Here is a 13809-nt window from a genome sequence, read left to right as displayed (position 1 = left end):
AAGAACAGTGGGCAGAAGTCTCACAGAAGAAAACACCTTTTAAATCAGGTTCCAAACGTGGGCCAGACATGCACACACCAGACGGATTTCTTCATCCATGGATGGCGGTGGCGTTCATCATCGCGTCGGGAGGCGTCCTCGCCTACGCAGCTCGAAAACTTCGCGGAACCGTGACTCCGCGGCAAACGCAGTTGTTCGGAATGGTCACCGCGAGCATCTTCGCGGCGCAGATGCTCAACTGGCCGCTTCCCGGCGGCGTGAGCGCCCACTTCGTCGGTGGTGCGCTGGCGGCTATCGTGCTCGGCCCGTACCTCGGGGCGCTCTCTGTCGCGCTCGTCGTCGCGGTTCAGGCGCTCGTCTTCGCCGACGGTGGCGTGCTCGCACTCGGTGCGAACGTCTGGAACATGGCGATCGTACAGGTGTTCGGCGGCTACGCAGTCTACCGGGTCGCTTCTGCGTACCACGAGTCCGGTGCAATCGTCCTCGCTGGCTGGGCGAGCATCACCCTCGCCGCCCTCGCGGCGGGCATCCAACTCGGTCTGTCGCCCGCCTTTGGCTCTGAGCTGATTTCGGTCGTGACGGTCATGGCTGGCGGTCACGCAGTTCTCGGCGTCGGTGAGGCACTCCTCACACTCGTCGGCGTTCGACTCGTCGACCGACTCGACGCAGTCGACTCCGAGACAGTCGAGGGAGGCGTCGCCGCATGAGCGTGCGCTCGTTCGCGGCCGACGACTCGAATCGAAGACCGCTCGCTGTCATCGGCGCACTTGTCGCCGCCACACCCGTCTTTGCGTGGGCTGCATCGCAGGTCGGCTACGCCGAACCGCTCGACGTTGCGGCGGAGATGACCGGCGCGTCCGCGGCGGCGCTGTCTCTCAATCCGGGGCTCCTGCCGGACTACACGGTTCCCGGCCTCGACCCCTACGTGGGGACGTTCGTTTCAGCACTCGTCGGAACCGTGCTGTGCCTCGGTCTCGCGCTCCGGGTCGGAGCGGCGCTACAGTTGCGCGAGAACGGCGAGTAAGACGACGCTCAACCCGGAGAGTCCGGCCATAGCCAGCCCGAATCGGACCCATCTCACTGGCTCCTCCTCGTATTTCGATGGGTCGCTGTTTCCACCGACTGTGGCGCTGTACGCCGCAGTTTGTACGTGCGACTCCGCGCCGAACACGAGCGCAGTACAGAGCACTCCGACGCCGAGTGCGATAAGCAGGAACAATTCGAACGGCAGGACTCCCAGAATGCTGAGAGCGAAGCCGACAGCTACGAGCAACGATGGAACGAGAACTCCGTCTCTGAGGATGGCTTTTCGCCTCATCGGATTCTCCCATCAGTGCACGCTATTTCAGAATGTTTGACCACTTTCGTTGTCATATGCGATCCAGATTTTGACTAGTATGCAATAATCTTTGTGTCTTTTTGACAGATTCAAAAAATAGCATCCCGCTGTCGCAGTACCGATGCTATATCTCTCGTCTCGTAGTTCGTTGGGGCCGCCAGCAAGGAATCAGTAAACTGCCTCACACTGATGCTCTCGCGATGCGCTCGACAGTATCGACGACAGCAGGAAGAAGCGACAGCGACCCGGTTGCGACCACGGTGGGCACGAGAATACCGAGCCAAAACGCTCCGAACTCGACCTGTGCGGCCGCGCCGAGGAGCGAGGTTCCGCCGACCACGAGGCTGTAGTAGGCTGAGCGGACAGGGAGCGTGGAGAGGTGGCCGGGCCGCGGCCACGACCCAGTCGAGACGTACTCACCCCTGAAGGTACCGACCGCCAGCGAACTCACTCCGAGGGCCGTCAGCCCCGACAGCGAAACCGCCTCGTGGGGCGTCGCGGCCAAGAGCATCCAGAGTGTCGGGATGACCAGTACCGACACTTCCCAGGCGGCGAAAAACACCTGGTCGAGCCACCTATCGACCCGTTTTATGGTCTTTGGTATCGTACCCCAAGCCACGCTAGGACTTGGGCTTCGAGGGCTAAACGATTACTCAAGCGAACGTGAACGCGAACGCGACTACTGCAGTCGGTACCGGAGAATCGCGGCGATGCCGCCGAGGTTCTTCAGTTGCTCGCCAGGTTGGAACTCGGCGGAGAAGACCGTCACCTCGCCGCCTTTCTGCTCGACCGAGTCGATGATGTCGTTCACGTCGATATCCCAGTCGCCTTCGCCTTGTCGTTCGGCACGGAGGCGCGAATCGAGAAGCAGCAGGTGCTCGATGGCTCCGTAGTCGGAGGCTTCAGCAACCTGGTCGACCCCGTAGGCGGCTTTCGCGCCCGTCGAGATGTTCTCCATCAACTGGTCGATAAGGTTCGCCTCTTCAGCGATTCGCGTCTGTTTCTGCACGTCGTCGACAGCGCCGCGTTTGAGCACTTCGTGGACGCCGCGGTCACCGACGCCCGCGGTGTCGACGGTGGTGACGATGGTCTCTGCGACTTCGGGGTGGTTGTCCTCGAAGTAATCCATCGCGTCGTTTTTCGTGAATCCGGGCCCGGCGAGGATAATCGCGTCCACGTCGAGATGTGAGAGTGCAGAGCCGAGTTCGTCGAACAACTCTGAGCGGGGGCGGGCGTACTCGCCCTTCCCGGTCGGTTTGGTGAGCGAGGCGTACTCCTCGGTTCCGTACTGGGCGACGGTGTGGATGTATGCTGCTCCTTCCTCGACTGTCGCGATAGCCACGTCGGGGTTCTCGGCGGCTTCTTCGGCCGTCTCGATGCGGTCGATTTGGTCGGCTTTGAAGTGCTTCTCGATGGTTATCTCGGCGCGTTCTTCGACGTTGAGCGTGTGGTGGTGGCCGAGTTGGTCCTCGCGGGAACACGAGGTGATGACGCCGCCGACGCGGAGGCGATTGGCGAAGCGCGCGAACTCGATGTCTTCGACTTCGATAGTGACGTGGAGGTGTTCGCGCTCGCCGCCGGTGTCACGCATCTGGTCGTCGTCGCGCTGGATGCGGCGAGTCGTGTCGCCGGAGACCAAATCGCCCGGTTCGAGGACGTACGAGAGGTGCCAGAGGTCGTCGACGTTCTCGGGGACGAGCGTGATTCGCTCGCGCCCCTCTTCGCCCCGACCGCGGCTCGAAATGCGCATATATGTCGCGTCGTCGCGGAACAGAAAAGAGTCCTGCTATCGCGGGTTACCAGTCAGATTGCGTGCCGACGCCGTCCGCAAAGCCGCGTGCCCAGAGATAGTACGTCGTGACCTGCGCGTAGAACAGGACGAGCAAGCCGACGAGGATGATTGCGAGAACGCTGCCAACCATTCCGAGCACGATAGCGACGACGATTGCGAGAACCCACGCGATGGCGTACTCACTGGTGAGCGCGCCTTTGAGAATCGTCCGAACGTCGAACCCGGCACGGAGCGAGCCGTTGATAGCGAAGTTTGCCCCTGCGGCGGGGACGAGGTAGCTGACGAGAAGCGAGAGTCCGGTGACGAGCAGCATACCAACCAGTCCGACGATTCCGAGACCGAGGCTTCCCGCCGTACTCGGTGCTGCGCCAGGGGCTGACGCCGCTTCCGAGACGGCGACTGACCCGGCACCCACGATGGCGAATAAGGCGACCGAGGGAATGATAGCGAGGAGCGACCACACGAACGTCACGGCGAACAGTTTCAAGCCATCCACGAACAGCCCACCCCAGTCAGTGAACGAGGGTGCCGACTCGTCGCCACGAGTGGCGGCCTGCATGGTTCTCACGTAGTACCCCTGCAGGACGATTCCGGGGAGAATCAGGACCGAGAGAAGTGAGAGGATTGCACCGATGATTGTCGTCGCAAGCCAGTCGTCGCTTCGTTTGAGAAACCACAGCGCGTCGGAGAGCATGACGTCGTGGAGTCGTGTCCCTATCGGCTTAGATATTCCGTCGCAAAAGAAAATCAGGTCGGTAGCTCAGACGGCTGGTTGCTCGCCAGGGGTCTCGCCTTCGTCCACCATCTCGACGTCGTGGAGTTCGCCCCACGTCGTGCCGATGATGTAGTAGGCGGCCACCGCGGCGTAGAACGTCACGAACGGGCCGAGCAGGAAGCTGGCCAACTGTCCCAAGAGCGGGATGACGTTCAGCACGCTGAGGGCCAAGGACGCCGCGAACAGGACGGCGAAGGCCATGAGCCACGCCGTCGCGTACTTTCCAGACATCAGGATTGGCCGGAGCGTCCCGAAGTCGAACGCCGAACCGATGCGGCCGGTCTCAGCGTAGTTCGACAGCGCCGCCGGGATGACGTAGGCGGCGAAGAGCCCGAGAACGAACGCGACCAGGAGGCCGACGAGGGCGACGATGCCCCCGAAGATACCTGCCGTCTGCGAGCCGTTACCGGCGACTGCGCCCATGATGCCCGCGAAGCCGAAGACACCGGCGATGATGGCGGGGATAAGCCCGTAGACGAGTGCGATAGCGAACCCTTTCAGGCCGTCTATCGTCATGTCACCCCATTCGTCGAATACGGGTGGTTCTTCGTCGCCGTGCATCGTCGCACGAATAACTCGGAGGAGATATCCGATGACGACGAACGTCGGGACGATGAGGAAGCTCAACAAGCCGAGGACTCCGCCGATGAGGACTGTTTTGACCCAGCCGTCATCGTTACGCGGATAATTGATGGATTCTGATAGCATCGGTAATCACCAAGCGCCGCCACCCACCCACGAGTCTGATATCGACTGTCTAAGCCAGTCTCTCGCGACTGCGCTGGCGTTGCCAGTCTTGTACCGACTGCTCTGCTGGGCTATTGCATGCGCTCGGGGGAACGTTACGACGAGAAAGTATATAATGTTGTACCAGATTCCGAGATATAATTGTCAATTACGCCTGAACGACGGCGCCGGTCCGCCGTCTGCGGCCGTCTCAGTCGTCAACGATGTCGCTTCCGCCCGGCGGCAGGAATTCCTGGATGAGGTCGGGGGATGCGACTTTCCGGATGAACGACGTGTCGGCGAAGTGTTCGCGCAGTCGTCGGTAGCACATCTTCGCGGCGTCGTTTTGGGCATACTGTCCCGGTTTGAGTCTGAGCATCGTCTCGGCGCACGTCTCGATGGCTGACGGTGGTCCGCCCACGACTCGCGTCTCGGGTTCGCACTGGATGCCAACAGCGACTTCGGCCGCAACGTCGTTGTAGTAGGTTCGGTCGCCGCGGATGACGAAGCTCCCCTTTTCGATGTACTCGCCCGACTCGGGCGTCTTCGACACCTGCGACGGTTCGACCATGTACGCGTCGTCGGCGAAGCGGCCGTCTTTCCAAATAGAGGAGTACGAGACAGCGAACTGTGCGGCCTCTTGTAGCGACGACTCGGGGAAGTCGACTTCCTTCGCGGCTTCGCTCGGTCCGGTCGCCTTCAACAGCGTGACTGGCCCCCCACGCGCCTGCGTGTGGAAGAACCGGTCGTGTTTGTCCATGTACTTCTTGACGAGCGCCTCGTTTTGGTCGGCGTTGCGCCCGCCGACGACGAGGTAGCCGTCCGAGGTGTGGAACCACCGGAACTGTTCGTACCACTGCTCGGTCGATTTGACTGGGACCGACTGCAACGAGAGCCAGTCTGTCTCTTCTTGCTCCTCCTCGTCTTCCGCGTCGTCTTCGTCGTCGTCCGCCTCCCACTCGTCGCGGCGGCGCTTTACCTCCTCCAATTCCTCGCGGGTGTCTTCGATGGCCGCGAGCGCACCCTCTTTCTTCTCTTGGATGCGCTTGGCCTCGGTGTAGAGGCGGTCGGCGTTCTTTTCGACCCCCATCGACACATCGAGGGTGATAGTAGAGTCGTCGAGTTCGATGGTGACGGTTCCCTCCGCGCCATCGACGTTTGTCACCGCTTCGGCGGCCGGGATTCCCTGTTCGGCACCGGCGTCGAGTTTGTCGGCGATGTCGTCCCACGGGACGCCTTCCTCGCGCGCGTCTCGAACCGTCGAGAGGACGTCGTCGACGAGGTCATAGTTGGCGTAGAGCAGTTCGGCGCGCTCGCGCTCGGCGGCCGCGCGCTCGTCGAAGCCCTCGATAGCGCCTTCCTGCTGCTCGATGATGCGCTCTTGTTTGGCGATTTGTGCCTCGAAGTCCGGGCGGTTCGACCCGACGTCCTGTTGCTCGTCGGCGGTGAGGTCGAGACGGAAGAAGTACTCGTCGAGCGCCTCGTTGAACGAGTCGTAGGCTTCCTCGTCGAGCCCTTCGTTCTGGTGTTCGCGAAGCGGGAAGGGCGTCACGTCCACGACGTTTTCGTCGTCGTCGAGGTAAAGACGGGGTTCGAACTCACCGGCGCGAACCTGCTCGCGGAGGTCGACGATGGCGTCGAAGACGGCGTCGTAGTCCTCGTCGGTCGCGTCCGAAATGTCGAGCGTCTTGTCGACGCCCGCACGTGTACACAGCTCTTCANTCGAAGACGGCGTCGTAGTCCTCGTCGGTCGCGTCCGAAATGTCGAGCGTCTTGTCGACGCCCGCACGTGTACACAGCTCTTCGGCGTACAGACCGCCGAGGTTGAGCTGGGTGGCGAGCGTCCGAACGATGTCGGTGTCGGACTCGTCCATGTTTCGGCCGAGCGCGTCGCGGCTGACCGAAAGCGGGTCGAGTCGAGAGGCGGGGTACTCGTACTGCGCGCCGGGGGCAACCGTCCGCGACTTGAGACGAACGGTCTCCAGACTGCGGACGACTTCGCCCGTCTCGTCGAGGACGGAGATGTTCCCCTGTCCGAACAGTTCGACGACGATTTTCGTGTTTTCGTCGCCGCGTTCGAACGTGAACGTGAGGATACGGTCGAAGTCGTACTGCTCGACGCCCGCGAAGTCGGCTCCGCTGAGGCGGTTCCGAAGCATCATCGCGAAGTTCGGCGGTCGCCCGGGTGCGTCGGGGACGTGTTCCTGTGCGGCGAGGTGGGCGCGCTTGATGTCGCCCACTTCGACGAGGAGTTCGAGTCGCCCGCGGTCGAAATCCCGCATCTTGAGGCGAAGCAGGTCGTCCCCGTAGAGGTATGCCTTGTCGACTTTCGCTCCCTCGTACCGGTTTAGTTCGGTGACGAGGGCCGCGAGGTCGACGCTCGTGAGTTCCCGCTTCGGGTCCATGGACTCGCCTTTTCGCGGCGAGGGAAAAGGGATGTCGTTTCGGCAGGTTCGCGAAAGGGAGAAAACACTTGTAGACCAACCGAAACGTTTCGGGTAGATGACCCCCCGCCGAATCTTTCTCGCCCTCCTCGTCGTCAGCGCCGTCCTTCCGGCGGTTGTTGGGCCGGCAACCGCTGGTCGACCACCAGTTCCGGTCTGCGGCGTCTGTAGCGACTCCTTCAGTGGAGCTGCCTACGATGCCGGTGTGAACCTCACCGTCGAGTCGAGCAACCTGCACGTTCGAGTCGACGAGTCGGGAACCGGCCACTGGACGGCTCGAACCGTCATAGACGAGACAGCCGCAGCGACATTCCGAGACGATCCGGCCCTCCTCGAAAGTGTGGTTCGAGAGAGCTTCGACGGCCACCGGCAGTTCGTGGACGACCCCCGGAACCTCTCGATGCAGATGGACGGCCAGACCGTCGTCGTCACGTTCGACGTTCCCGAGATGACGTCTCGAGGCTACGGCAACGTGCTCCTCGTGGACTACTTCAACGCCGACGGGGACACACGACACGTCTACGTCGACGCCGACCGGTTCACTGTCAGCGGTCCCGAAGGAACCGTTCTCGTCAACGACCCACCGGGGGCGGACACAGAAAACGGGACAGCGACGTGGAGCACAGAAGACGGGGACTACCAGCCTATCGACTACACGACGTACCTCGCGTTCGGACCCAACAACGGTCTCGGAACGCAGGCCGCCGCCTACGCCAGTATCGCCGCAGACTCGGCTCCGTACCTCCTCTCTGACCTGTTGTATAGCGCCCTCGTTCCAACGCTTCTGATGCTTTTCGGCGTTCTTGCTGTCCAGCGTTACACGCGCCGACGCGACGCGACTGTCGATTCCTGCCGGACGCTTGCTGCCATCGTCGCGGGACTCGGAATCGTGTGGATAGCCGGTCTCGTCGCCCTCGGGATGTTTAGTGGTGGACTTAGCGCGGTTTCGTGGACCCTCGGTCTCCAATTCGTTGCGCTTGGTGCCATCGCTCTGCGACGCCCGGAGGTGTTCACGTTCCGGCGTCTCGTCGCCGCGACCGTCGGTCCGCCAGTTGTCGTTGCGGCGGCCGTCTCGATTGCGACTCCCGTCTCCGAACTCTGGCCCGTTCCGAGCAGCCTTTCGTTCGGAGTGATTGTGACGCTGTTCCTCCCGTTTGGGTACGCTGCGCGGCGAGACAGAGGAACACGCCTGCTTGCCCTTGCAATCGTTGCCGCACCGACCATGTTCGTTATGCCGATGCTCCCTATCGGTGGGTTCGGACCGGGCTTCATGATGATACTCCTCGTCAGCTGGGTGCTTCTCACGCTCGCCGTGGGGACTCTCGTCTACCGCTTGGGGTGGGCGTTAGGTGACGGTGGTGAGTCTGGTCCCTCCGCAACGGTCAGGTAGTCACCCGAAGAAGCACCGGGTATGAGCGACACAGCAGTCCGCGTCGCGACCACCGCCGACGAACTCGAAGACGCGTTCTCGGTCCGAAAGACCGTCTTCGTCGACGAACAGGGAGTCGACGAGGAACTGGAGTGGGACGAGTACGACGAGCCAGATGCCGATGCGATTCACTTCGTCGGCTACCGAGACGGTGAGCCAGTCGGTGCGGCGCGCCTCCGCGAAGCAGAAGCAGGCGTCGGGAAGGTCGAACGAGTCGCCGTTCTCGAATCAGTTCGCGGCGAAGGCTGGGGACGCCGATTGATGGAGGCACTCGAAATCGAAGCCGAAAATCAGGGGTTCGACAAACTCGTCCTCCACGGCCAGACGTCAGCGGAGGGGTTCTACCACGGGCTTGACTACGAAACCACCAGTGACGTGTTCGACGAGGCCGGAATCCCGCACGTGAAGATGGCGAAAGAACTCTGAGTGGACCGTCTCTGCAGATAGGTGACAATAAGCCAATATCTTTGAAAAATTAGTTCTGATAATTGGAGAGCTATCTATATACTGTCGGTCACACGTGACTGAAGCATGCTTAGTGCGCTCTCGTCACTCGTCGTGGGGGCAGTTTCGAGTTCTGAATCGCAAGGACGCGATGACGACTCGGGGTCAGAAAGAAACACCGTTCTGGATGCATTACCGATGCCGATATTCGTTCTCGATGGTGATGGAATCGTCACCGAGTGGAACGAGACGGCGTCCGCGGTTCTCCAGATACCGAGAGAAGACGTTATCGGAGCCCCGGAATCTGAGGCCGCTAAAACTGTCACGTACGAGGACGACGGAGTCGCCAAGACGCTCGCAGGAAAGGTGTTCGACACCCCGAGAAGTGCCGACGAGGAATACGATGTCGTTCGCAAAGACACGCCTGCGGGTATCGTCTACACCGACGAGCGAACGATGGAAAATGGGGCCGGAGAGACGATCCACATTTCGTTCAAGGCAATCCCAATCTTCGACGACGACGGAGACCTCGATGCAGTCGTCGAAGTGGTCCAAGACGAGAGTGAGCAGCTTCGACGACGGGAAGCACTCCAGAACCTCGTCTCAGAAGTGACGGAAACGCTCATCGCACTCGGTGAGGGGAACTTAGGTAAACGGGTCGATTACGACCTCGACGCAGCACAGCACGTCGACGACGAACTCCTGCGCATCCTCGACGAAGTCAACGAGATGGCAGACCGGTTCGAACGCCTCGTCGGCGACGTGGAGGTCCACGCCACCCAACTCACGTCGAACGTCACCAGCGCCGAGTCCGCTGCCAAAGAGATTGCATCGCAGGCCGACGAACAGCGGGCTGAAGTCTCCTCTGTTCGCGACGAGATGGAGTCGTTCAGCGCGACGATGGAAGAGGTCGCGGCAAGTTCGACCGAGGTCGCACAAGCGTCCTCACGCGCCCGCAACAACATCGAATCGTCACTCGAATCGACCAAGGAGACCCAGCAGGTCACCGACGAAGTGAAACGGCGGAGCGACAACCTCGTCGACACTGTCGCAGACCTCGAAGACGAGATGGCCGAAATCGAGGAAGTCGCAGCCGTCATCTCCGACATCGCCGACCGGACGAACATCCTCGCGCTCAACGCCAACATCGAGGCCGCCCGCGCAGGCGAAGCAGGCGAAGGCTTCGCCGTCGTCGCTGGCGAGGTGAAATCGCTCGCCGACGAGACGCAATCCCACACCGAGCGCATCGCTGACCGAATCACCGCTATCCAAGAGCGCGCGACGAAGACGGTCGACCTCGTCGAAGAGACCCACGAAGACGTTCTCGAAGCCGACGAAGCGATGTCTGAGACGGTCGATTCGCTGAGCGACGCGACCGAAGACGTCGCGGAGGCCACCGATGGCATCACCGAACTCTCGCGGGCGGCCGACGACCAGGCCGACGCCGTCGAGGCCGTCACGGCGACGCTCGAAGACGTTAACAGCGGTGCACAGCAGATAACCAACATCTCAGAGGATATCGTCGAGGTGACCGACGAGCAGCGCGCGGCTGCCGACGCCCTCGCCCAGAACCTCGACCAGTTCGACGCGGAGTAAAACGGGCAGTTCGACGCCGAGTGAGACAGTCAGTCGTTCGGACGAGACGACATCGACTGCGACTCCATCGGTTCCGTCTTCGGCCCTTCTCCCCGAATTTTGAACCCCGACGCCTCTTCGCGAGCGAGCAGTTCTCGCTGCGGGTATGGAATCTTGATACCCTCGCGGTCGAACGCCGTCTTGACACCTCTGAGTACCTCGGCCTTGGCGCGCATCCGGCGCGGTGCCGAGGGGTTCGTAATCCAAAAGAGAACCTGGAGACCGATAGACGAGTCGCCGAACGTCGTCGGCATCACCTGCGGTTCCGGCACCGATTCGACGAACTGGAGGTCCGTGAGCGCGTTTTTCGCGATTTCCTCGGCCCGCTCGATGTCGGCTTCGTAGTCGATACCGACGTTCAGCCTGAGTCGAAGCCGGTTTCGCTTCGTTCGATTAGTAATCTTCGCGTTCGTCACGCGGTCGTTCGGGAACACCACCGTCTCGCCGTCGGCGTTGCTCAACCGCGTGTTGATGATGGTGATGTCGGTGACGATACCCTCGGCGTCGTCGATTTCCACCCAGTCGCCGAGTTCGAACGGGCGCGAGAACATGAGGACGAAACCCGCGATGAGCGAGCCGAGCGTCTGACGGGCGGCCATACCGACGACGATGCCGAGGAACCCGGCACCGACGAGGAGGCCGTCGAGTTCGAACTGCCAAACTGTGAGGGTCGCCATCCCGGCTGCGAGGAGGACCACGACCTGCAACACACGGAAGACGATGCCCTGCTGGTGGGCGTTGATGTGGTCGACCGAGTTCGCATAGGATTCGAGTCTGTCTTCGAGGACGTTCGTGCCGATGAACGCACCGCCGAGGAGGAAGGCCGTCGTCGCGAGCTTGGCGACGTTCGGAAGTGCCCTCGCGATGATGGCCGCAACAGTGAGTGCTGCGGCGTCGTAGCCCCAAAGCAGCAACAGCGCGAGTCCGACACCGACGAAGATGGTGAGTTGGAGCGTCCTGACGAGTACCGTCGCCGGGAACATCCACGCCACGTCGTAGACCGCGTCGGGGACTCTCGGATGTTCGAGCACCCGGTCGTGGAGCTCCGTGGCCGCCCGCGAGACGACTCGCGGGGCGAGATACAGCGCCAGCCCCAGCGCCAATGTCACTATCGCCGCAGAGATGCCGATTCGTTCCTCGGTCGAGACGAACTGCGCCAGCGTGGACCGAAGGTTCTCGACCCACGATACGATGCCCCCGCCCGCCCCCAGCGGCTCAGCCATACTACCGTCTACTTGGGCGAGAAAATGAAAAGCGTGGCGGAGGAGAATCAACGGTGAGAACAAGGGGAGGCCCGACCCCTCACGGTTGTGGCGTGAATTACAACTGCTGAAATCGAAGTTGAGAGAACAGCTACCAGTCCCACTTTTTCCGTGACTCGCTTCGCTCGTCCCGCAAAACCTGGAGGAAAAAACCGCCCGACTCTACAACCGATTCGGCACCTTACAGCCGCTTCGACACGTATGGACCGTCCTGATAGTACCCAAGCTTCTGCCTGTAGTACTGCCGGACGCCGATACCGGAGATGACCGAAATCTTGTCGAAGCCAGCGTCCCGGGCGAGTTCTTCGGCGTGGGCGAGCAGTTTGCGACCGTAGCCTTTGTGCTGCCAGTCGCCCTCGCCGCCAATTCCGACCTCGGACCCATAGACGTGGAGTTCACGGACGAGCGCCGAGTTCTGGAGTTCGCGGCGAACCGGGTTGCCGGGGAACCGAAGACGACAGAAGCCGATGAGGAGGTCCTCGACGGGGTCCTCGAACGAGATGAAGTGTTCCGTCCCGCCCGCAACCTCGTAGGTCATCACGTCGAGTTCGACGCGCTCTGGGTCGGGGTCGGCCTCGTTCATCCCGACTTCTCGGGCGCGGATGTCGCGCGTGACGATGCCTTTCTCTTCGGCGCGCTGGGCGGCAAGTTGCCGAAGGTTGGACTTCCAGACACCGGCGTCGATGAAGTCCGCAGGGATGTCGCGCTGGACGCGCTGGAGTCGGGTGTACTTCGGAATCATGCCCATGACCTCGGAGACGACTTCGGCGGCCTCCTCGTTGTCCAGCGGGTCGTACTCGTCGCGCCGCCACATGTCGTAGGTGATGGTGTCGCGGACGACGAGCGTCGGATAGATTTTGAGGTAGTCCGGCCGCCAGTCCGAGTTCTCGAACAGTTGGCGGAAGTCCTCGATACACATCTCTTTGGTCATCCCAGGCTGGCCGGGCATCATGTGGAAGCCGACCTTGAACGCCGAATCGCGCAGGCGACGGTTGGCGTCGATAGACGCTTGGACGCCGTGGCCGCGGTGCATCTCGCGGTTGATGCGTTCGTAAGTCGTCTGGACGCCGACTTCGACCTTCGTCGCGCCCAAATCGAGCATCCGGTCGATTTGCTCGGGGTCACACCAGTCGGGCTTCGTCTCGAAGGTCGTCCCGATGTTGCGAATGTCGGCCGTCTCGTTTTCGGCGATAACGTCCTCGACGTACTTGAACTCGACATCCTCCGGGTCGGGCGCGAACGACTGGTCCTCGGCGGGTTCCGGCTCTTTGTCGAGGTTGTAGTCGTTCATCGCTTCGAGCGCGCGCTTGACGAACCACTCCTGGTAGTCGTGGCTTCGCGCGGTCATCGTCCCGCCCATGAGGATGAGTTCGACCTTATCGACCGGATGGCCGATGTGTCGGAGTTGTTCGAGACGGAGCGTGACCTGCCCGTAGGGATCGTAGTCGTTCTGGACGCCGCGGGCGGCCGCGGGTTCGTGGCCGGTGTACGACTGCGACGACGAGAACTCGCTGGCGGGGCCACCGGGACAGTAGAGACACTTCCCGTGCGGGCACATGTGCGGCGAGGTCATGATTGCGACCGGCGAGACGCCCGAGGCGGTTCGGACGGGCTTTCGGCGGACGACTTCTTTGACCTCTTCGCGGCGGTCCTTCGGAGCGTATTGCAGAATCTCGGCGTTCTTCGGTACCTTCGGTGAGGAGTGTTCCGAACAGGCGTCGAGCTTCGCCGATTCGAGGTCGTCGCGGTCGATTTCGCCCGCGAGGATACGCTCGACGAGCGCCTCGCAGGTCCGCTCGAACGCCTCGGACTCGGTTTCGGTTTCGGCGCTCACGGACACACCTCCCGGGTGGCGACGTGGTGACGGCTCATGGGCGCGAATCGGGTCGTTTCGTGGATAAGCGTGTCGCTCGCGAGTGTCGAAGTCGCGGTCCTCCGTCGAGAACGAACGAGGAGGAGTCTG

General features: G+C 61.9%; 12 protein-coding genes and 1 pseudogene. 5 read left to right on the top strand and 8 right to left on the bottom strand.

Annotated elements, in window-relative coordinates:
• The first annotated feature begins 68 nt into the window (after window positions 1–68).
• Both C453_RS13155 and C453_RS13150 read left to right on the top strand, forming a co-directional pair.
• A complete protein-coding gene (locus C453_RS13155) occupies window positions 69–707 on the top strand; it encodes an energy-coupling factor ABC transporter permease (protein WP_049907690.1) in 639 nt (212 codons plus the stop codon).
• Complete coding sequence (locus tag C453_RS13150; protein WP_008325114.1) at window positions 704–1024, top strand: PDGLE domain-containing protein; 321 nt, start codon at window positions 704–706, stop codon at window positions 1022–1024. The genes C453_RS13155 and C453_RS13150 overlap by 4 nt, the downstream gene beginning before the upstream one ends.
• Here the strand turns inward: C453_RS13150 and C453_RS13145 are convergent.
• The 6 genes and pseudogenes from C453_RS13145 to rqcH all read right to left on the bottom strand — a co-directional run bounded on the left by C453_RS13145 (window position 998) and on the right by rqcH (window position 7037).
• Window positions 998–1318: a hypothetical protein gene (locus C453_RS13145; protein WP_008325113.1), complete on the bottom strand. Its 321-nt coding sequence runs from the start codon at window positions 1316–1318 to the stop codon at window positions 998–1000. The genes C453_RS13150 and C453_RS13145 overlap by 27 nt on opposite strands.
• Before the next feature lie 202 nt (window positions 1319–1520).
• Window positions 1521–1901: a hypothetical protein gene (locus tag C453_RS13140; protein ID WP_083881605.1), complete on the bottom strand. Its 381-nt coding sequence runs from the start codon at window positions 1899–1901 to the stop codon at window positions 1521–1523.
• A gap of 117 nt (window positions 1902–2018) precedes the next feature.
• Window positions 2019–3089: an mRNA surveillance protein pelota gene (locus C453_RS13135; protein WP_008325111.1), complete on the bottom strand. Its 1071-nt coding sequence runs from the start codon at window positions 3087–3089 to the stop codon at window positions 2019–2021.
• 46 nt (window positions 3090–3135) lie between these two features.
• Window positions 3136–3825, bottom strand: coding sequence for a DUF4013 domain-containing protein (locus tag C453_RS13130; protein ID WP_008325110.1), 690 nt, complete (start codon window positions 3823–3825; stop codon window positions 3136–3138).
• Between the two features lie 66 nt (window positions 3826–3891).
• A complete protein-coding gene (locus C453_RS13125; RefSeq protein WP_008325109.1) occupies window positions 3892–4614 on the bottom strand; it encodes a DUF4013 domain-containing protein in 723 nt (240 codons plus the stop codon).
• Between the two features lie 229 nt (window positions 4615–4843).
• A pseudogene (gene rqcH, locus C453_RS13120) lies at window positions 4844–7037 on the bottom strand (ribosome rescue protein RqcH).
• 97 nt (window positions 7038–7134) lie between these two features.
• Here rqcH and C453_RS13115 point away from each other — a divergent pair.
• The 3 genes from C453_RS13115 (at window position 7135) to C453_RS13105 (ending at window position 10545) form a co-directional block, all read left to right on the top strand.
• The gene (locus C453_RS13115; RefSeq protein ID WP_008325108.1) at window positions 7135–8466 is read left to right on the top strand and encodes a hypothetical protein; all 1332 of its coding nucleotides are present in this window, start codon (window positions 7135–7137) and stop codon (window positions 8464–8466) included.
• 21 nt (window positions 8467–8487) lie between these two features.
• The gene (locus C453_RS13110) at window positions 8488–8931 is read left to right on the top strand and encodes a GNAT family N-acetyltransferase (RefSeq protein ID WP_008325107.1); all 444 of its coding nucleotides are present in this window, start codon (window positions 8488–8490) and stop codon (window positions 8929–8931) included.
• 105 nt (window positions 8932–9036) lie between these two features.
• Window positions 9037–10545, top strand: a complete 1509-nt coding sequence (locus tag C453_RS13105) for a methyl-accepting chemotaxis protein (RefSeq protein WP_008325106.1) — start codon at window positions 9037–9039, stop codon at window positions 10543–10545.
• Between the two features lie 29 nt (window positions 10546–10574).
• Here the strand turns inward: C453_RS13105 and C453_RS13100 are convergent, their stop codons facing one another.
• On the bottom strand, window positions 10575–11807 hold the full coding sequence (locus C453_RS13100) for a mechanosensitive ion channel family protein (protein WP_008325105.1): 1233 nt from the start codon (window positions 11805–11807) through the stop codon (window positions 10575–10577).
• A gap of 220 nt (window positions 11808–12027) precedes the next feature.
• Complete coding sequence (locus tag C453_RS13095; protein ID WP_008325096.1) at window positions 12028–13686, bottom strand: tRNA uridine(34) 5-carboxymethylaminomethyl modification radical SAM/GNAT enzyme Elp3; 1659 nt, start codon at window positions 13684–13686, stop codon at window positions 12028–12030.
• Window positions 13687–13809 lie beyond the last annotated feature (123 nt).

Origin of the sequence: Haloferax elongans ATCC BAA-1513 (assembly GCF_000336755.1) — an archaeon.
GTDB classification, from domain to species: domain Archaea; phylum Halobacteriota; class Halobacteria; order Halobacteriales; family Haloferacaceae; genus Haloferax; species Haloferax elongans.
This window is presented reverse-complemented; position numbering and strand designations above follow the sequence as displayed.